Genomic DNA, 18,435 nt, shown 5'->3' with positions numbered 1-18,435 from the left:
CGAGCGGCGATCCCACAGGAGGTGCGGGTTACCCTATGAGGCATTGCGGTATTCACGGAGCGAAATATTGCCCAATTCGCTCCGGGTAAGTATGATCCTGAAAGGAAGATTACTCTGAAATAATAAAGACCTGAAGTCTTAGGGTTGGAGGTAGTAGGTGCGAAATTCACTCTGTCATATGCTTGGGATTGATATTCCAATTGTTCAGGCGCCAATGGGAGGGGCGGTCGGGCCAAGAATGGCGGCGGCCGTCTCCAACGCCGGAGGATTGGGCACATTGCCCCTGTGGCTCGGGAGTATGGATCAGTTGCGAGAGCAGGTCCGTGAAACCAAGTCGCTTACATCGCAGCCTTTTGCCGTTAATCTGAATATGGAGCACCCGCAGGAGGAACGGTTGGAAGCGTGCCTGGAAGAAGGCGTGCCGATTATCTCTTTCTTCTGGAAGGAGCCTTCAGATCTTATTGCCCGGGCAAAAAAATCGGGCGCTGTGGTCATGCAAACCGTTGGCAGTGCGGAAGATGCGCGCATTGCCGCGGATAAAGGGGCTGATATTATTGTCGCGCAAGGCTGGGAGTCAGGCGGGCATGTCTGCGGAACGGTTGCCGCCATGCCGCTCATTCCCTCAGTTGTCGACGCCGTCGGCGATTTACCCGTGATCGCTGCGGGTGGCATTGCCGACGGGCGGGGGTTGGCTGCGGCTTTGGCCCTTGGCGCATCGGGGGCGTGGATCGGCACCCGTTTTCTGGCCTGCGAGGAAGCCGACATAAATTCCCTCTATCAGGACAGCATCCTGAGTGCGACTGAAAACCAGACGTCCTATCAGAAAGACCTGTTTGACGTTGGCTGGCGTGCAGCGCCTCATCGGGTGTTGCGAAACAGCACGGTGGATCAATGGGAAGCTGCCGGATCACCCTCGTCCGGTGAACGTCCGGGTGAAGGAGATACCATCGGCAAATCCCGGTCGCGCGGGGACATTGTCCGCTATCAATCTTATACCCCTGCGCCAGATGCAGAAGGGAATGTTGAAGCCATGTCAATGTGGGCGGGACAAGGATTAGCCATGATCAATGACGTGAAATCGGCGGGTGAAATTGTTCGGGAGATCAGTGAAGATGCGAAAGCCATTATCCTGAACCTGAAAATGTGAGTTAAAATTCTCAATGATTATGTTGGGCCGGTGAATATGGTGAAACGAACGGCGACTTGCAGATGTGGTGAACTCTCAGTGACGTGTGAGGGCGAACCGGTACGCGTCTCGGTGTGTCACTGCCTCGAGTGCCAGAAACGTTCCGGAAGCGCATTTGCTGTTCAGGCAAGATGGGCAGAAGCAGACGTCAAGATTTCCGGGAAATCCAAGGTTTGGGAGCGGCTAGCAGATAGTGGCCATAAAGCGACATATGGATTTTGTCCGGAATGTGGATCGACCCTCACTTACGTAATTGAGGGCTGGCCCGGTGTCGTGGCAATTCCTGTCGGCGCTTTCGCAGACCTGGATTTCCCTGCTCCCTGTTTCTCGGTGTATGAACACCGAAAGCATTCCTGGATTGAGATTAAAGGAGATGAGGTAGAGCACTCGGCGGATCCCGGAATCGCTTTCACGCAAGGCAAGTTACCAATTGATAAATAGAGACGGCCAGGGTTTGAAGCCACCGGTTTTCTTTGACGGGAGGGGGTTAGCTGTCCAGGTTCTGCTGGCCATATGACAGCCCCGCCATCTCTATCCCAGCCCTAATCGATAAGGTCTTCGGCGAGGGCGGCGCGGACAGTGCCGATCAGCGGCGTTATATGGCTGTAATCATCATGCTCAATCCCCAGCTGGACATCGACAGTCGTCTCTTTGAACGCCTGTCGCTGGGCTGTGGTCATGGGGAAATGCAGGAAATGGATGGCGGAGGTTTTCCCGTCTTCCGTTGTCCGTTCGACTTCCTGTTCCGGCACGGCGTAAATTTTTTCGCTGGCGATGGATAAGTAGACCTTGTCCTCGATATAGCCGAGTTTTCGCAACATAAAATCCCGGCGAATGGGATCATCGATTTCGATCATAAAGGTGGCCACCAGTTCTGATCCGTTTGGGATAAGCGGGTTATAGGCGTCCAGCTCGTCCTTCAACTGCTCGGCACCGCCTTTTTCGATATAGAGCATTTCCTGGATCTGCGCCCACATGGTCTCATAATTTTCAAAATAGAAGGTGGCGTAGGGGCCAATGGCGACCCGGCGGTTCTTCTTGATGGGAATAAGCTTTTGCTTATGCTCTTTGCGTATCTTGGCATATTCGCTGACGGGCAGAATATCCTGATCGGTGATTTGGCGGTTTGCGATGGCAGTCATTGTCAGAGGTCCTCGTTCAGGCCATAGGCTTTGGCCAGGAGTTCGATGGGATGGGCCGCTTGCTTCGACTGGACAGCCTCGGCATCCAGGTTGCCGATGCCTTGCAACAGATGCTCAGCTGCAAGCGGGCATTCGGAGGCGATATATCCGGCTTTTGAAGTGAGTGCCGTCTTGGCCGCCGGTTTGCCGACTTTCAGGGCAGTTTCATAATTGCCTTTCATGATCCCCCAGGAGCCGCCATGGCCTGAGCACCGCTCCACGACGGCAACACGTGTTTTGGGGATCAGCCGCAACATCTCGGCGCCTTTGGCGCCCATATTCTGGGCTCGGGCGTGACAGGCCAGATGCATGGCAACATTGTCACCAAGTGGTTCCATCCCCTCAACCATGCCTTCTTTCTTGGCCAGATCCATCACATATTCAGACACGTCAAAGGTCGCATCAGACAAGGTTTTGAGATCGGCATTGTCCGGATCAAGCAATGGCCACTCGAATTTCAGCATCAACGCACAGGAAGAGACGAGGGCAATGACATCATAGCCTTTTGCGATCCAGTCCTTCAGTTCGCTGGACACGGATTTGGCATTTTTGACAACCCCTTCCAGATCACCCTGTTCCATCAAGGGCATACCGCAGCAGCCGGGATAGACGACTTCCGTTTCGACGCCGTTGCGGGCAAGGACCTTGCGGGTTGCCTCGCCAATGCTGGGATTATTATAGTTGCCAAAACAGGTGGCATAGATAACCGCTTTCCGGCCAAAGCCGGGAGCGTCGGCATTAACGACCAGTGGGTCTTCCTCAGCCCGCTTGAGGAGGGACTTGGATTGGTATTTCGGCAGTGCCGCGTTGCGGTCGATGCCCAGGGTTTTCTCCATGATGCCGCGGGTCATGCTATTCGATGTTTTTGTTGCCCAGTTGGCCAGCGGTGCGACAGGTGCCGCCAATTTGCCGTTACGGTCAGTTTGCGATAATTGTCCGGGGACAAATTTATCCAGGCCTTTACGTTTCTCCACGGCCCGATAGCGCAACATCAAGTGGGGAAAGTCCAGATTAAACTCATGGGGCGGCACATAGGGGCATTTCGTCATAAAACACATGTCGCAGAGGGTGCAGCCATCGACAACCGGCTTGAAATCTTCCGAGGCAACCGCGTCAAGTTCTTCGGTCGGCGAGCCGTCGATTAAATCAAAAAGTTTTGGAAAAGAATCGCACAGATTAAAACAACGGCGGCAACCATGGCAGATATCAAAGACACGTCGCAGCTCGTCATCCAGCTTTTTTTCGTCATAAAAATCCGGATTGGTCCAGTCAATTATGTGGCGGGTTGGCGCATCAAGGCTGCCTTCTCTCATGATAATCTCCCGAACAGGCTACGATTTATTGAAAGAGGGTAGCGACGGCGTACCGTTCGCTACCCTGAGTTACTGACACGCAGGTGCGGTCAAATCAGTCGTCGATATTGTCGAGCGCTTTTTGGAAGCGGCCGGCGTGACTTTTCTCGGCTTTTGCCAGAGTTTCGAACCAGTCGGCAATTTCGTCATGACCTTCTTCGCGCGCTGTTTTCGCCATGCCCGGATACATATCCGTATATTCATGGGTTTCACCAGCGATGGAGGCGGCCAGGTTCAGTTCTGTGCCGCCAATTGGCAGGCCAGTTGCCGGATCACCGGTTTCTTCCAGATATTCCAAATGGCCGTGTGCATGGCCTGTTTCACCTTCTGCTGTCGAGCGGAAGACAGTCGCAACATCGTTATATCCTTCTACATCCGCTTTCTGTGCGAAATAAAGATAACGACGGTTTGCCTGTGATTCACCTGCAAAGGCATCTTTCAAGTTTTGTTCAGTTTTGCTTCCCGCTAGAGACATAAAGTCCTCCTGGAATGAGTAGTGGATGTGCCTGTTCCTGTGAGAGCAGGCTTACCTTTAGAATATATGGCGCGCGCAGGGGTGTGTCAATACTTTAGAATGTTTCTAAAGAAGAAAAAAGATCTGGAAACTCAGGAAGGAATTAGGGGCGACGATCGGTGACGCGGACGATAACATCAACGCTGCTGATCTCGGTTCCTTCAGGCAAGGCCGGAATATTATCGACATTGAGCTCGTTGCCCGGAATATCTTCCAGCTCACCGGTAGTTTCATGAAAGAAATGATGGTGTGGGCTGACATTTGTATCGAAATATGAGCGGCTGGAATCAACGACCACTTCGCGCAGCAAGCCAGCCGAGGTGAATTGATGAAGATTATTATATATGGTTGCCAATGAGACCGTGACACCGTTATCCATGGCTTCATTATGCAACCGCTCCGCCGTCACATGACGATTTCCCTGCGCAAATAACAGTTCCGCCAGCGCCAGACGCTGCTTTGTCGGGCGCAGGTGGACCATTTTGATCTTGTCGCGTAAATCTTTAGAATTATGCTGCATACCGTTACTACTTTTTCAATTGCGCTGCCCGGGTTGGGGGCTGGTCCTTATTATATAGTGTTTTTTATAATAATTCAAATCTGCAATTAGAAAGGCCCGGCTGAAGCTATTTCCCGGTGGCGATCCGATCGATCAATTGCTTGACCGTCGGCACAAATCCATTGTCGTAAAACGGATCCGTTGCAAAGCGATAGGCACCATGACCTGCAAACATCAGATTGTTATTGATGTTGGAATAGGAATGGATGACGTCCTGCAGGGTTTTCTGAATACAAAAACTCCGCGGATCAGCTTTGCGGCCCGTATTGCCCTTTTCGCCTTCCGCCCAGTTGGAGAACTTGCATTGGGACAGGCAGCCCATGCAGTCGATCTGATCTTTGCGGATTTCCTTCATCTTTTCCGGCTCGACAAAGATCAGGGTCGAATCTGGTGTTTTCAGACTTTCCGTAAAGCCCTCCGCAATCCAGCCTTCCGCATGTTCCTTGTCGGCTGCGGTCAGATAAACTTCCCGTTTGCGCGCCCCTATCCCGAAGGCGGTATTATGTTCACCGACCGGTTCGTTGGAAAAGGCAACCTGACGTTCCGAGCGGGCTTTCAGCTCGTCAAGGAAGTCATTGCGGACAGCCGAGGACCAGAAACCCGTCGGGCTGAATTTGTTGAGAAACACATCGCCCTTTTTGAGCGAGCCCAGTTTCTTTTTCCAGGCATCCGATATGGGGCTCTCCTGCGTCAGGAGCGGTCGCGTTCCAAACTGGAAGGTGATGGGGCCAATTTCCGGATTGTCGAGCCAATGGGCCCAATCTTCTATATGCCAAACACCGCCGGCCATGACAATTGGGACATTATTGAGGCCTATCTCGTTCATCAATGCACGCAGGCTGGCAACTCGTGGATAGGGATCTTCGGGGACCAGCGGGTCTTCTGAATTGCTGAGGCCATTGTGACCACCGGCGAGCCAGGGATCTTCATAAACCACCCCACCGAGCCAATCGGAGAATTTGTGATATGCCCGTTTCCACAGCGCCTTGAAGGCCCGCGCAGAGGAAATAATCGGGTAATAGTGAATTTGGTAATCTGCGGCAATCTGCGCAATGCGATATGGCATACCGGCGCCACAGGTAATGCCGTGGATCAGGCCCTTGGTATTTTCAAGGACGCCATGGAGGATGCGCTCGGCGCCTCCCATTTCCCACAGGACATTCATATGGATACGGCCTTCACCGCCGGAAAGTTCATGGGCAATCTGGGCCTGTGCAATGCCGCCCTTGATTCCGTACGCTACCAGCTCTTCATGCCGATCCCTGCGAGTCCGGCCGTGATAGAGTTGCTCTATCATATTGCCGTCCTCATCGAAACTGTCTGCATTGACGCCGGAAAAAGTGGCAACACCTCCCGCCGCCGCCCAAGCGCCTGAACTTTGGCCAGATGACACCGCAATGCCTTTGCCGCCTTCAACAAATGGCAGAACTTCCTTACCGGAAATCATAATTGAATTCAGTGCTTTCACCAGACAATTCCTATGACTACATACTTCCCCACTTAACACTTAGAGCACTCGGGCTCCGGCATCAAGGTTCATCTAGCGGCAAGGGCGGAATGATTTGTTGGCTCCGTTCCGCCCCTGCCGCTAATTTAGCTATTTAGAGCAGAGAATTTAGTCTTCTGCTGACTCTTTGGCGTCTTCTGCCGCGACGGCTTTAATAGACAGGCGAACTTTACCGCGTCCGTCGATTTCAAGCACTTTAACACGCACTTCGTCGCCTTCATTGACAATATCCGTCACTTTTGCCACCCGTTGCGGTGCCAACTCGGAAATATGAACCAGTCCGTCACGGTTGCCAAAGAAATTAACGAAGGCGCCAAAATCGACAACTTTCACGACTTTACCTGTATAGATAACGCCAACTTCAGGATCATCAACAATTGATTTGATCCAGTTGATGGCGGCATCAGCACTTTCGGTTGTCGTGGCCGCAACTTTCACGGTGCCATCATCATCGATGTCAATTTTCGCACCCGTGACTTCACAGATCTCGCGGATAACCTTACCGCCGGTTCCAATGATATCACGGATTTTGTCTTTCTTGACTTGCAACTGCGTAATCCGCGGGGCGCCATCACGCACACCATCACGTGCAGATTCCAGAGCCTTGCCCATTTCGTCAAGAATATGGTTGCGACCTTCTGTTGCTTGCGCCAGAGCGATCCGCATGATTTCCTCGGTGATACCGGAAATCTTGATGTCCATCTGCAAGGAGGTAATACCTTCGCTTGTACCGGCAACCTTGAAATCCATGTCACCCAGATGATCTTCATCACCCAGAATATCGGAAAGAACAGCGAACTCACCGCTTTCTTCCAAAATAAGACCCATGGCGATACCGGCAACGGGCCGTTTCAGCGGAACACCCGCATCCATCAAAGCCAGCGATGTACCACATACAGTTGCCATTGAGGATGAACCGTTTGATTCCGTCACTTCAGACACAACTCGAAGGGTGTAGGGGAAGACATCCTTGGACGGCAGCAACGGATGTACGGCACGCCAGGCAAGCTTGCCATGACCGACTTCCCGGCGACCGGTGAACCCCATGCGCCCGACTTCACCAACTGAGTAAGGAGGGAAATTATAGTGGAGCATGAAGTTTTCGCGATATTCACCTTCCAGCGCATCCATGATCTGCTCGTCCTGGCCTGTACCCAATGTGGCAACGACCAAGGCTTGTGTTTCTCCGCGTGTGAACAAGGCGGAGCCATGGCTGCGGGGCAGCGGACCAACTTCGGAAACAATCGGACGAACAGTTTTCGTATCACGGCCGTCGATGCGGGTTCCTGTTGAGATAATGTTACCGCGCACGATGTTTTTCTCAATTTTCTTGAGAATGCCACCTGCTGCTTCCAATTCATCTTCTTCAAGTCCTTCCAGGGCCGCTTTCTTGGCATCAGAGACCTTGTCAGTCCGGGTTTGCTTGACCTGTTCCTTGTAGGCTTCCTTCAGCCCGGATTCAGCGGCAGATTTCAACTTTTCTACCAGTGCCGCATCGTCTTCAGGTGGCGAGTAATCCCAAGGCTCTTTCGCGCATTCTTCTGCAAGGTCAATTATCGCGTCGATCACTGTCTGCATTTCACGGTGACCGTACATCACGGCGCCGAGCATCTGTTCTTCGCTCAATTCGCTTGCTTCAGATTCAATCATCAAAACGGCTTCTGATGTTCCCGCGATCACCAGGTCCAGGTCAGTATTTTCCATCTGCTCTGACGTCGGGTTCAACACATAGTCACCGTCAACATAAGCAACACGGGCAGCCCCTACAGGGCCCAGGAACGGGATACCAGAGATAGTTAGAGCCGCAGAAGCGCCAACAAGAGCGATAACATCGGGGTCATTTTCCATGTCATGGGCAACAACCGTACAGATAACCTGCGTTTCGTTTTTGAATCCACTGACAAAAGATGGACGCAGTGGCCGGTCGATAAGACGAGATGTCAGCGTTTCTTTTTCGCTGGGACGTGCTTCGCGCTTGAAAAACCCGCCTGGGATTTTTCCTGCGGCATATGCTTTTTCCTGATAATTAACCGTGAGCGGGAAAAAATCCATGCCCGGCTTCAATGATCTTGCGGCAACAGCCGTACAGAGAACCTGTGTTCCTCCGTAGGTAATCATGACAGCGCCATCAGCCTGGCGGGCAATCTTACCGGTTTCCAATACGAGCGGACGACCGCCCCACATCACTTCCTTGCGATGTACTTCAAACATTTTCTTTCCTTCCAACGCGGCAACAGCCCTTGCTGTCCCGCTATAATCCGACACCCTATGCGTCGGCCTGATTAGTCTTCACTTCTTGTTCTTCAGGCAGCTGAATGAGCGGCCCTAAACACAACAAACGCCGATGTGCAACAGGACGCAGCCCCGTACAGTCACCGGCGTTTGAATTATTGATGGTCTTACACAAAGACCTGAGAATTTCATATTTATTTACGGATACCGAGACGTTTAATCGTCGTCTGGTACCGTTCTTCTTCGACCTTTTTGAGGTAGTCTAGCAAACGCCGGCGACCACTTACCATTTTTAAAAGACCGCGACGTGAATGCACGTCACCTTTATGTTCTTTAAAATGGTCTGTCAGATTTACAATCCGTTCGGTCAAAATAGCAATCTGCACTTCCGGAGACCCTGTGTCTCCTTCTTTGGTCGCAAATTCCTTGATCAGCTCTGCTTTTCTTTCTGCAGTGATCGACATCGGTAACTCCTAAATTCAAATGTTAAAAACTCGTATCGGGAACAATCTTTCATCTTCAACTTTGGCAATGCCAATTGGACTATTCCCATCCATTGCACAGACAATTCCGTCCGCTAAATTTGGGGTCGCCACGTCATTGCCGTGCCGAAAGCGAACTGCTTGCGTTTCCGTTATGGCCACCGCCGGGATGTCGTCCAGCGCGGTCGTAATTGGAAGCAGAGCCTCAAATTCTGCGGGACACTGCCACAGCTTCTCTAACTTATCCAGCGAAATCGCATCATTTTCCAAAAAAGGTCCGACTCGTGTCCTCCTAAGCTCAGTCAGGTGAGCTACGGTCCCTAATTTCCGGGCAAAATCACGGGCCAGCGACCGAATATACGTTCCTTTTCCGCACGTGACTTCGAAGGTCGCCTGATCAGAATCGATTAACCGAACCAAACTCAAATTGTAAATCTCCACATCTCGCTCGGGAAGGTCGACATCAACACCTTCGCGGGCAAGTTTATACGCCCGCTTTCCGTCAATCTTGATTGCGGAATAAGCTGGCGGGCGCTGCCGGATCGTTCCTTGAAAGCTCGGGATGGTGTCCTGGATAAGCTGCAAATCCGGACGAATTTCGGACTGTTCAACAACAGTACCTTCGATATCGTCTGTGATTGTCGCTTGTCCCCAACGCGCCGTAAACCGGTAATCTTTAACGTCACTAACGATATAGCCGACGGTTTTCGTCGCTTCCCCCAAAGCTATGGGAAGGATCCCTGTTGCAAAAGGATCCAGCGTGCCTGCATGGCCTGCCTTTTGTGCATTGGTAATTCGTTTTACCGCTCCGACCACCTGAGCCGAGCTCATTCCAACAGGCTTATCTATATTGAGCCAGCCGTGAACGGGGATGCCGCGTTTCTTTCTCGCCATGGCCGGTTAGCCGTTTTCGTCCGTTTGCTTTGATTTGCGGATCAAGTTATCGATATGGCTGGCATATTCAAATGACTCGTCTTTCTTGAACGACAATCTTGGTGTAAATTTCATGGATAGATGGCGTGCCATTTCACCTTGAATGACCGAGGATGTCCGATTAAGTCCTTCAATGAGTGCTTCTTCATTTACACCGCCAAGAGAGACCACATAAACCGTTGCATTTCGCATATCCGGGCTCGGATTCACCTCCGTCACTGTCACTGAAGAGCCAGCAACGTCGACATCATGGATCAAATCCTTTGCCAAAATAGAGGAAATGATGTGGCGAAGTTCCTCGCCAACACGTAATTGCCGTTTGCTGGCTGTTCTGCCAGCGCGCTTTGTCGTCGCCATGATATCCTCGCGATTTCTATAAGTCGGGAAATAACTCGCCTAAAGCTGGCGAGCCACTTCCTCAATTTCAAAGCATTCGATGAAATCACCAACTTGCAAATCGTGATAGTTTTCAAAAGCCATTCCACATTCCATACCGGACTTGACTTCTTTCACTTCATCCTTGAACCGTTTGAGGGTTGCCAAAGTGCCTTCATGGATCACGACGTTATCGCGCAGCAGCCGTACTTTGGCACCGCGCTTGACGTTACCTTCAGTGACAATACAACCACCAATTTTCCCAAGTTTCGAAATATTGAAGACTTCCTTGATCTCCGCATATCCCAGGAAGTTCTCGTTCAAAGTCGGTGCCAGCATACCGGAAAGCAGTGCTTTCATATCATCTATGACATTATAAATGACCGAGTAATACTGAATGTCGATACCTTCTTGCGCAGCTTCATCTCTTGCTTGTTTGTTGGCGCGTGTATTAAACGCGATAATGATGGCGCGGGATGCAGTGGCAAGCGCAATATCAGATTCGGTAATACCGCCGACACCCGAATACAGGATTTTAACAGCGACTTCATCGGTACCCAATTTTTCAAGCGAATTGCTAATGGCTTCGGCTGATCCTTGAACATCCGCTTTAATAACAACCGGCAGTTCATCCACAGAGCCTTCTTTAATGGCACTGAACATTTGCTCAATGGTGCCACGCGCTGTTGCCGTTACCTTCTTGGTCTTATCAAGGCGCTGTCGATATTCAGCAATTTCCTTGGCTTTACCCTCACTTTCGGTTACAGCGAAGTCGTCACCGGCAACTGGTGCGCCCTGGATTCCCAGAACTTCAACCGGGACTGAAGGGCCGGCTTCCTTGACTTGCTGCCCGCGATAATCCAGCAGGGCCCTTACCTTGCCCATGGCGGTTCCCATGACAAAATGATCACCGACCCGCAGCGTTCCTCTGCTGACCAGAACAGTGGCGACCATGCCGCGGCCTGTTTCGAGTTTGGCTTCAACAACAGTCCCTTGCGCAGAGCGGTCCGGGTTGGCTTTAAGTTCAAGCAACTCCGCTTGCAGCATGATGGCTTCTTGCAGCTTGTCGAGGCCCGTGCCCTTGGTTGCAGAAACCTCTACATCCAAGACATCACCGCCCATATCTTCGACAAATATTTCATGCTGCAGGAGTTCCTGCCGCACCTTGTTCGGATCCGCAGCAGGCTTGTCACATTTATTGATGGCAACAATTATCGGAACCTCAGCAGCTTTTGCATGTTTGATGGCTTCAATGGTTTGCGGCATGACGCTGTCATCAGCGGCAACAACAAGAATAACGATATCCGTTACCTGCGCTCCGCGCATCCGCATGGCGGTAAAGGCTTCATGGCCTGGCGTATCCAGGAAAGTGATTTCGCTGCCATTGGCTAACGTCACCTGGTAGGCGCCGATATGTTGAGTAATGCCGCCAGCTTCTCCGGCGACCACATCTGATTTACGCAACGCATCCAGCAAGGATGTTTTACCATGGTCGACATGTCCCATAACGGCAACAACCGGAGCCCGGGGAACCAGGTTCTCCGTGACATCTTCATCTTCACCACCAAGGCCAATTTCCACATCAGATTCAGCAATACGTTTTGCGGTATGGCCCAGCTCTTCAACAACAAGTTCTGCGGTATCTGCATCAATTGTCTGGCTGGCAGTGGCCATAATGCCCAGCTTCATCAAGGATTTTATGACATCGACAGAGCGTTCAGTCATCCGGTTGGCGAGTTCTTGCACGGAAATAACTTCCGGAATTGTCACTTCGCGGAAAATCTTCTGCGCGGGTTCTGAAGAATGCTGTTGTTGTTTTTTGCGGGCCCGGCGAATGGAGGCCAGTGACCGTTGTTTCGGTCCCCGGTCATTGAGGGCGTCGCCGATGGTAAGCCTTCCGGCACGACGGCGCGGCTCGTCGGTTTTGCGCGCAGGCGTTGTCCGTTCATCGCCACCGCCCGAACGCGATGATTTTACCTGTTTTTTACGTCCTGATGGCGCGTTGTCAGGGGCGGGTTGATCGTCTGCCGGAGCGGATCTTGCCGCGCGTCTGGGGGCGGAGCTCGCCTCGGCTGCTGAATCGTCTGCTTTTGCTGCTGATTTGGTTTTTTCCCGATGCACCGCGACTTGCGCATTTTTAGCAGCATTTTCCTCTTCGGTAAGCCTCAGAGCTTCCGCTTCTTCTGCAAGGCGACGTTCTTCAGGTGAGCGCCGTTTTGCAGCTTTTTTAGCTGCGGCAGCGGCTACTTTTTCCTCAGCTGCTTGTTCAGCCGCCAGCCGTTTTTCTTCCTCTAGCCGAGCGGCATCTTCAATAACCTTGCGTTCTGCATCTTTGATATTTTGCTCGCGAGCGCCGGCAAGAGCTGCCGCACGCGCTGCTTTCTCGTCCGTCGTTAGCAGCGGAGCTTGCTTATCTTCACTGCTTTTCTTTTGAGCCGGGGCGGCGGGTGCTTTGGCGACAGGTTTCGCGACACTGAGTGTCTTCTTGGCTGTTGCCGTCGACGGAGCTGTTGTGGCGGTGTTCGGTTTTTGAGTGCCCAGGGCGCCGGCGGCTCCGCGTTTTTTGCGCACCTCTACCTGCACGGTCTTGGTTCGACCATGGGTAAAGCTTTGACGGACCTGACTATTCCCGCCAGCTGTCTTTTTCGCTTCCAACGGTTTGTTTAGGCTAAGCGACTTGCGCCCATCCTTGTCGTTTGTCTCAGTCATTCTTACTCCGACATTTCGGTTCTTCAATTTACATCGTCATGGTCCCTGAACCTGGATAGTTGGGAAACCGCAAACGTAATCTTTTTCGTCAATCCACTTGAGCCAACGCTCGCGTGAACAATATTTTCTTTGCCGAGCGCCTGGCTTAATTCATCGTTATCAAACGCGTCAACCACTGGCAACGTACCTGCTATTCTTTTCAACTTCTGCTTTCCATCATCGGCGCCGTCGGACGCTGCAATCAGGATAGAAACCTTTTTTGATCTCAGGGCTTTTTCAACTTTAGCAAACCCTACTGTTACCAACCCACTCTTTCGTCCCAATCCCAGCAATGCCAGACAACGTTGCGAAAGAGCCTCGTCAATTTTTAGCACCAAATTCTCCGGCACTGTGACCGCCCGCTTCGCAGACTTTGCAAACAGCCCCTTTTTTAACGCCAGCTCGACCGATTGCTGGCTACAACTAATCCAAATGCCGCGACCTGGCAAATTCATTTGAACATCGAGTACCAATATTCCGTCGGGCGATACAGCAAATCGAAGCAAATCCTCTTTTTCCCGTATTTGTCCAGTGGCTATACACCGCCGTTGAGGATCACTCAAGTATACTTCTCCATTTGACAGTTCAGCTCGCCGGAACTTCAGCCTCGCTTCCCTCAACGTCACCATCTGTTTCCGCGCCGGATTCCGCTTCGGATTCTTCCTCGTCAAACCAATGAGCACGCGCCGCCATGATGATTTCATTGGCGTTTTCGAGCTTAAGATCGAAGTCCCGCAAAATACCATCTTCTGAATTGGTCAACTCGTCACCTGCCAGGTCCGCAAGATCATCCAGTTCTTTAACACCGGCTTCGCCCAAGGCGACGATCATTGCGGGCGTGAAGGCGCCAAGATTGACAATATCGTCGCTGATACCCAATTCTACTCGCTTCGCTTCCATTTCAGCATTTGATGCTTCAACAAATTCTTGGGCCCGACGACTGAGCTCTGTCGCAATTTCTTCATCGAATCCTTCGATTTCGGCAATTTCCGCGACGTCCACATACATCACATCTTCAATTGAGGTGAAACCTTCTGCAGCCAATAATTGGGCAATCGTTTCATCAACATCAAGGGCATTCATGAATATTTGCGTGCGATCAGTGAATTCAGCCTGGCGACGGTTACTTTCTTCGTCCTCGGTCAGAATATCGATATCCCAACCTGACAATTGAGACGCGAGGCGAACATTCTGCCCCCTGCGCCCGATGGCCAGAGACAATTGATCGTCCGGTACAACGACTTCAATCCGGTTGGCATCTTCGTCCAGAACAACTTTCGCCACCTCCGCCGGTGCCAAAGCATTGACGATAAAACTGGCCTGATCCGGTGACCACTGAATAATATCAATTTTTTCACCTTGAAGCTCATTGACAACCGCCTGAACACGAGAACCCCGCATCCCGACACAAGCACCAACCGGGTCAATGCTCGAATCAGCTGACAGGACGGCGATTTTCGCCCGGCTTCCCGGATCACGCGCTACAGCTTTAACTTCAATAATGCCATCATAAATTTCCGGCACTTCCTGGCCGAAGAGTTTGGACATGAATTGCGGATGGCTGCGAGACAGGAATATCTGCGGCCCCCGTGGTTCAGGCCGTACATCATAGATATAGGCGCGAATACGATCCCCTTGGCGGAAACTTTCACGCGGGAGCATTTCATCCCGGCGAACCACGGCATCAGCTTTACCTAAGTCAACGGTAACATTGCCGTATTCGACACGTTTGACGATGCCATTTACGACTTCTCCGACCCGGTCCTTATATTCTTCATACTGACGTTCACGTTCGGCTTCGCGAACCTTTTGTACAATAACCTGTTTTGCGGTTTGCGCAGCAATGCGGCCAAAATCAATAGGTGGCAACGGCTCAATCAAAAAATCACCGACAGCGGCGCCTTCGAGCTGGAACTGAGCATCGGCAGGCGTGATCTGGGTAGCCTCATTCTCGACTTCTTCGACAACTTCACGGACGCGCGCCAGGCGAATCTCTCCGGTCCCACGATCAATATTGGCCCTAATATCATTTTCGTGGCCATATTTCGCACGGGCTGCCTTCTGGACAGCCTCTTCCATCGCTTCCAATACGATGTCGCGATCGATCACTTTTTCCCTGGCAACAGCGTCTGCTACTTGCAGCAATTCCAAGCGGTTTAAACTCGCAGCGTTTTCCATGACTACTTTTCCGTCTAAAAAAACTTATCTAAGACTTAGACGCCGCAGTGCTTGCGGCAATCAATTCATCGGTTAAAATCAACTTTGCTTTTCTTATCTCAGAGAACGGCAGTTCAAATCTGGTGCCATCATCGCCATCTACCAAGATTATCTCATCTTTGAGGCCCAGTAACTTGCCTCGATATCGTCGTTTGCCGTCAACGGCCTGGTCAAGTTCCACTTTAGCTTCAAACCCAGCCCAGCGCTCAAAATCCTTCAACCGCGTCAAGGGTCTGTCGATCCCCGGAGATGAAACTTCCAGATCATAGGCGCCGGAAATAGGATCCTCTACATCCAGTAGCGCTGACACCATCCGGCTGACTTCTGTGCACCCTTCAATTGTCATTGTGCCATCGGGCCGTTCTGCCATGACCTGCAAAATTTTCTTTTCATTGCCGGTCATCGTTATACGCACGAGCTCATACCCCATATCTTCGAGCGAGGGTGTGATCATATCGGCTATTTGATTTATCGGGTCCAGAGCCTAACTCTCATTCTTGACTAAAGCATAAAAAAACAGCGGACCAGAGGTCCACTGTTCCAGAGCTCATCCTGACGGTGAGCGAACAGTATGTATTTCCCGTATAATAGCCTAGAAACTGCCAAAGCCAAGCTTTTTCTTCGATCCCGTTACGACCAGGCCTGGTCATTGCGGCGAAATCTGTAATAGACGGGCTTAAGTCCTTTTTGAATGGCTTTTTGTTCGTACCGGGTAGGCGGCCAGTCTGCACTGCGAACCCGCCAGTCTCCGGGGGTTTCCGCGATCCAGTCGAAACGGGTGGACTGCAGCATATGCCAAAGAATCCAGGCGCCGTAATCAACATGATCAGTTGCTATTCTGAGCTCGGCACCGGACTTCATGACTCGGGCCAGTGCCGCAATATTGGTAGTTGATACGAATCGCCGCTTATTGTGATTGCTTTTGGGCCAGGGATCAGCAAATAAAACAAAGCATCGATCTATTGTATTTTCGGGTAATTTCCCGATGAGGGGTTCAGCTGCATCTGGATGAATTCGGACATTTGTTGACTGATCTGACTTGAGCTTTCCCAGCAATGTGGCAACACCGTTAATAAAAGGCTCACATCCCAAAATTCCCGTATCCGGGTTTTCATGCGCTTGCCAGGCCAGATGTTCGCCGCTGCCAAAACCGACCTCCAACCAGTATTTATCAAAACCTGAGCCGAACAGCGCCGCCAGATCAAGTGCCTCTTCTCGCATGGGCACCAATAATCCTGGAAGCTCATGCTCGATGAGCGCCTGCTGACCTTTTCGGAGTGGTTTTCCACGGCGGCGTCCATACAGGATCCGTTTGTCCCGATTAGGTTCCATTTTAGAAATACTGCCTAGCCCAATGTAGATCGCAAACTATCGGCAAGGTCCGTTTTTTCCCAAGAAAACCCGCCATCCGCGTCAGGTGCAGGTCCAAAATGACCATAGGCGGCTGTCCGGGCGTAAATTGGTTTATTGAGGCCCAGATGCTCGCGAATACCTCGCGGGCTTAAATCCATGGTGTCCATCAGTGTTTTGGCGAGTTTGTCTTCGTCGACGCGGCCGGTTCCATAAAGGTCCACATACAAAGACAAAGGTTTTGAAACCCCGATCGCGTAGGAAACCTGAAGGCAGCATTTATCAGCGAGACCCGCCGCAACGACATTCTTTGCCAGATATCTCGACGCGTAAGCGGCAGAACGATCTACCTTGGTCGGATCTTTGCCCGAAAAAGCGCCGCCGCCATGGGGAGCTGCGCCGCCATAAGTATCGACAATAATTTTCCGGCCTGTTAATCCGGCGTCTCCGTCCGGTCCTCCGATGACGAAATTTCCGGTCGGGTTGACGTAAAACTCATCTTCCGGGCACATCCAGCCATCAGGCAATACATCTGTAACATATTTACGAACAATTTCCCGGACGGCGTCTGTGTCAAGATTTTCGTCATGCTGTGTTGACACGACGACTGAGGCAGCCCGAACGGGTTTCCCATTTTCATAGACGAGCGTTACCTGGCTTTTTGAATCAGGCCCCAGTCCTTTTTCCGCGCCGCTATGGCGTACTTCCGCCAGCCGCTTCAATATTCCATGGGAATAATATATGGGGGCGGGCATCAGTACATCTGTTTCATTGACCGCATAGCCAAACATAATTCCCTGGTCTCCGGCGCCTTCGTCTTTATTGCCTGCGGCATCAACACCTTGGGCGATATCCGCTGATTGCTCATGCAGGAAAACATCGACTGCCGCATTTCGCCAATGAAAACCGTCTTGCTCATACCCAATGTCTTTGACCGCGGCTCGCGCGGTTTCTTCAATCATTGCCTTGGTAATGGACGCTGGCCCACGAACCTCTCCGGCGAGGACAATCCGGTTCGTTGTTGTCAGGGTTTCACAGGCAACCCGGGCGAACGGATCATGCGACAGGTACAAATCTACGATACTGTCAGAAATGCGATCGCAAACTTTATCTGGGTGTCCTTCAGACACAGATTCACTTGTAAAAAGGTAATTTTGACTCGGCACCCGAATATCCTCTCACTTAAGAATTATTGTACTGATAATATTGCGCAATTAAACAGGACAACATTCCCAAATTAATTACATTTGGTTTAGCCGCACTCTACTCATATTCGGTACAGGGTCAAGGGTTTGTAAAAATGTGAGGTTCCGCCCCTATTGATTTGCTTGGTCTTGTTGATGGGCGATGGATTTGATCACTTCAAAAATTCGTTTTCTTACTTCTAGATCTGTAATTTTGTAGTATGCCCGAACTAACTCCAATGTTTCTCTTTTAGACATATATTGATGTTCAAATGCTTTTTCAGGGTCGGCGAGGCCGCCGCTTGTCGAGAGTGAATCCCTGGGCATTTCGTCAAAGAAAAAGGAGAGCGGTACATCCAGAATTTCGCTCAGTTCATACAGTCGGCTCGCGCCGATCCGGTTCGTTCCACGCTCGTACTTTTGAATTTGTTGAAAAGTAAGACCGAGGTCTCGCCCGAGCTTTTGCTGGCTTAGGCCCAGAAGAGTTCGGCGCAAGCGTACGCGACTTCCGACATGTGCATCTACCGGATGATTTGGCATAAAAAATTCCCCCAATACTCAATTCTATAGTCCAAATTAAAAACACACCGTTGTCTGGGAATAAGCATGCCTTCA

At 51.3% G+C, this 18,435-nt stretch carries 18 protein-coding genes; 2 read left to right on the top strand and 16 right to left on the bottom strand.

The window, feature by feature from the left end:
* Positions 1-157: 157 nt before the first annotated feature.
* On the top strand, positions 158-1,147 hold the full coding sequence (locus tag NBZ79_RS18900) for an NAD(P)H-dependent flavin oxidoreductase (protein ID WP_251934217.1): 990 nt from the start codon (positions 158-160) through the stop codon (positions 1,145-1,147).
* Positions 1,148-1,183: 36 nt separating this feature from the next.
* Positions 1,184-1,627 carry a GFA family protein gene (locus tag NBZ79_RS18895; RefSeq protein ID WP_251934216.1) on the top strand — a complete coding sequence of 148 codons (444 nt, stop codon included), beginning with the start codon at positions 1,184-1,186 and terminating at the stop codon, positions 1,625-1,627.
* 101 nt (positions 1,628-1,728) lie between these two features.
* Here the strand turns inward: NBZ79_RS18895 and NBZ79_RS18890 are convergent, their stop codons facing one another.
* The 16 genes from NBZ79_RS18890 to NBZ79_RS18815 all read right to left on the bottom strand — a co-directional run bounded on the left by NBZ79_RS18890 (position 1,729) and on the right by NBZ79_RS18815 (position 18,360).
* Complete coding sequence (locus NBZ79_RS18890; RefSeq protein ID WP_251934215.1) at positions 1,729-2,328, bottom strand: DUF3501 family protein; 600 nt, start codon at positions 2,326-2,328, stop codon at positions 1,729-1,731.
* Positions 2,329-2,330: 2 nt separating this feature from the next.
* The gene (locus NBZ79_RS18885; RefSeq protein WP_251934214.1) at positions 2,331-3,680 is read right to left on the bottom strand and encodes a heterodisulfide reductase-related iron-sulfur binding cluster; all 1,350 of its coding nucleotides are present in this window, start codon (positions 3,678-3,680) and stop codon (positions 2,331-2,333) included.
* Between the two features lie 94 nt (positions 3,681-3,774).
* Positions 3,775-4,194 (bottom strand): rubrerythrin family protein, encoded by a 420-nt coding sequence (locus NBZ79_RS18880; RefSeq protein ID WP_251934213.1) that lies wholly within the window; start codon positions 4,192-4,194, stop codon positions 3,775-3,777.
* A gap of 142 nt (positions 4,195-4,336) precedes the next feature.
* A complete protein-coding gene (gene irrA, locus NBZ79_RS18875; protein WP_251934212.1) occupies positions 4,337-4,753 on the bottom strand; it encodes an iron response transcriptional regulator IrrA in 417 nt (138 codons plus the stop codon).
* Between the two features lie 106 nt (positions 4,754-4,859).
* On the bottom strand, positions 4,860-6,260 hold the full coding sequence (locus NBZ79_RS18870; RefSeq protein ID WP_251934211.1) for an NAD(P)H-dependent flavin oxidoreductase: 1,401 nt from the start codon (positions 6,258-6,260) through the stop codon (positions 4,860-4,862).
* 147 nt (positions 6,261-6,407) lie between these two features.
* On the bottom strand, positions 6,408-8,510 hold the full coding sequence (gene pnp / locus NBZ79_RS18865; RefSeq protein WP_251934210.1) for a polyribonucleotide nucleotidyltransferase: 2,103 nt from the start codon (positions 8,508-8,510) through the stop codon (positions 6,408-6,410).
* 215 nt (positions 8,511-8,725) lie between these two features.
* The gene (rpsO, locus tag NBZ79_RS18860) at positions 8,726-8,995 is read right to left on the bottom strand and encodes a 30S ribosomal protein S15 (RefSeq protein WP_251934209.1); all 270 of its coding nucleotides are present in this window, start codon (positions 8,993-8,995) and stop codon (positions 8,726-8,728) included.
* A gap of 15 nt (positions 8,996-9,010) precedes the next feature.
* The gene (gene truB, locus NBZ79_RS18855) at positions 9,011-9,907 is read right to left on the bottom strand and encodes a tRNA pseudouridine(55) synthase TruB (RefSeq protein WP_251934208.1); all 897 of its coding nucleotides are present in this window, start codon (positions 9,905-9,907) and stop codon (positions 9,011-9,013) included.
* Positions 9,908-9,913: 6 nt separating this feature from the next.
* On the bottom strand, positions 9,914-10,303 hold the full coding sequence (gene rbfA / locus NBZ79_RS18850; RefSeq protein WP_251934207.1) for a 30S ribosome-binding factor RbfA: 390 nt from the start codon (positions 10,301-10,303) through the stop codon (positions 9,914-9,916).
* 39 nt (positions 10,304-10,342) lie between these two features.
* Complete coding sequence (gene infB, locus NBZ79_RS18845) at positions 10,343-13,030, bottom strand: translation initiation factor IF-2 (protein ID WP_251934206.1); 2,688 nt, start codon at positions 13,028-13,030, stop codon at positions 10,343-10,345.
* A gap of 23 nt (positions 13,031-13,053) precedes the next feature.
* Positions 13,054-13,632 (bottom strand): RNA-binding protein, encoded by a 579-nt coding sequence (locus NBZ79_RS18840; RefSeq protein WP_251934205.1) that lies wholly within the window; start codon positions 13,630-13,632, stop codon positions 13,054-13,056.
* 22 nt (positions 13,633-13,654) lie between these two features.
* Positions 13,655-15,247: a transcription termination factor NusA gene (gene nusA, locus NBZ79_RS18835; protein WP_251934204.1), complete on the bottom strand. Its 1,593-nt coding sequence runs from the start codon at positions 15,245-15,247 to the stop codon at positions 13,655-13,657.
* A 28-nt stretch (positions 15,248-15,275) separates the two neighbouring features.
* The gene (rimP, locus tag NBZ79_RS18830; protein WP_251934203.1) at positions 15,276-15,740 is read right to left on the bottom strand and encodes a ribosome maturation factor RimP; all 465 of its coding nucleotides are present in this window, start codon (positions 15,738-15,740) and stop codon (positions 15,276-15,278) included.
* 176 nt (positions 15,741-15,916) lie between these two features.
* The gene (gene trmB, locus NBZ79_RS18825) at positions 15,917-16,618 is read right to left on the bottom strand and encodes a tRNA (guanine(46)-N(7))-methyltransferase TrmB (RefSeq protein ID WP_251934202.1); all 702 of its coding nucleotides are present in this window, start codon (positions 16,616-16,618) and stop codon (positions 15,917-15,919) included.
* Positions 16,619-16,632: 14 nt separating this feature from the next.
* Positions 16,633-17,802, bottom strand: coding sequence for a methionine adenosyltransferase (gene metK / locus NBZ79_RS18820; RefSeq protein ID WP_256470253.1), 1,170 nt, complete (start codon positions 17,800-17,802; stop codon positions 16,633-16,635).
* Between the two features lie 150 nt (positions 17,803-17,952).
* A complete protein-coding gene (locus tag NBZ79_RS18815) occupies positions 17,953-18,360 on the bottom strand; it encodes a helix-turn-helix domain-containing protein (protein ID WP_251934200.1) in 408 nt (135 codons plus the stop codon).
* Positions 18,361-18,435 lie beyond the last annotated feature (75 nt).

The organism is Sneathiella marina (assembly GCF_023746535.1).
Taxonomy (GTDB): domain Bacteria; phylum Pseudomonadota; class Alphaproteobacteria; order Sneathiellales; family Sneathiellaceae; genus Sneathiella; species Sneathiella marina.
Note: the sequence above shows the minus strand (reverse complement) of the source record. Positions and strands in the feature narration are given on the sequence as shown.

Coding starts and splice junctions, on each gene's coding strand:
- NBZ79_RS18890 (WP_251934215.1), bottom strand. CDS start 2,328: ATGACTGCCATCGCAAACCGCCAAATCACCGATCAGGATATTCTGCCC.
- pnp (WP_251934210.1), bottom strand. CDS start 8,510: ATGTTTGAAGTACATCGCAAGGAAGTGATGTGGGGCGGTCGTCCGCTC.
- NBZ79_RS18885 (WP_251934214.1), bottom strand. CDS start 3,680: ATGAGAGAAGGCAGCCTTGATGCGCCAACCCGCCACATAATTGACTGG.
- rimP (WP_251934203.1), bottom strand. CDS start 15,740: ATGATCACACCCTCGCTCGAAGATATGGGGTATGAGCTCGTGCGTATA.
- irrA (WP_251934212.1), bottom strand. CDS start 4,753: ATGCAGCATAATTCTAAAGATTTACGCGACAAGATCAAAATGGTCCAC.
- rbfA (WP_251934207.1), bottom strand. CDS start 10,303: ATGGCGACGACAAAGCGCGCTGGCAGAACAGCCAGCAAACGGCAATTA.
- truB (WP_251934208.1), bottom strand. CDS start 9,907: ATGGCGAGAAAGAAACGCGGCATCCCCGTTCACGGCTGGCTCAATATA.
- NBZ79_RS18880 (WP_251934213.1), bottom strand. CDS start 4,194: ATGTCTCTAGCGGGAAGCAAAACTGAACAAAACTTGAAAGATGCCTTT.
- nusA (WP_251934204.1), bottom strand. CDS start 15,247: ATGGAAAACGCTGCGAGTTTAAACCGCTTGGAATTGCTGCAAGTAGCA.
- infB (WP_251934206.1), bottom strand. CDS start 13,030: ATGACTGAGACAAACGACAAGGATGGGCGCAAGTCGCTTAGCCTAAAC.
- NBZ79_RS18815 (WP_251934200.1), bottom strand. CDS start 18,360: ATGCCAAATCATCCGGTAGATGCACATGTCGGAAGTCGCGTACGCTTG.
- rpsO (WP_251934209.1), bottom strand. CDS start 8,995: ATGTCGATCACTGCAGAAAGAAAAGCAGAGCTGATCAAGGAATTTGCG.
- NBZ79_RS18895 (WP_251934216.1), top strand. CDS start 1,184: ATGGTGAAACGAACGGCGACTTGCAGATGTGGTGAACTCTCAGTGACG.
- trmB (WP_251934202.1), bottom strand. CDS start 16,618: ATGGAACCTAATCGGGACAAACGGATCCTGTATGGACGCCGCCGTGGA.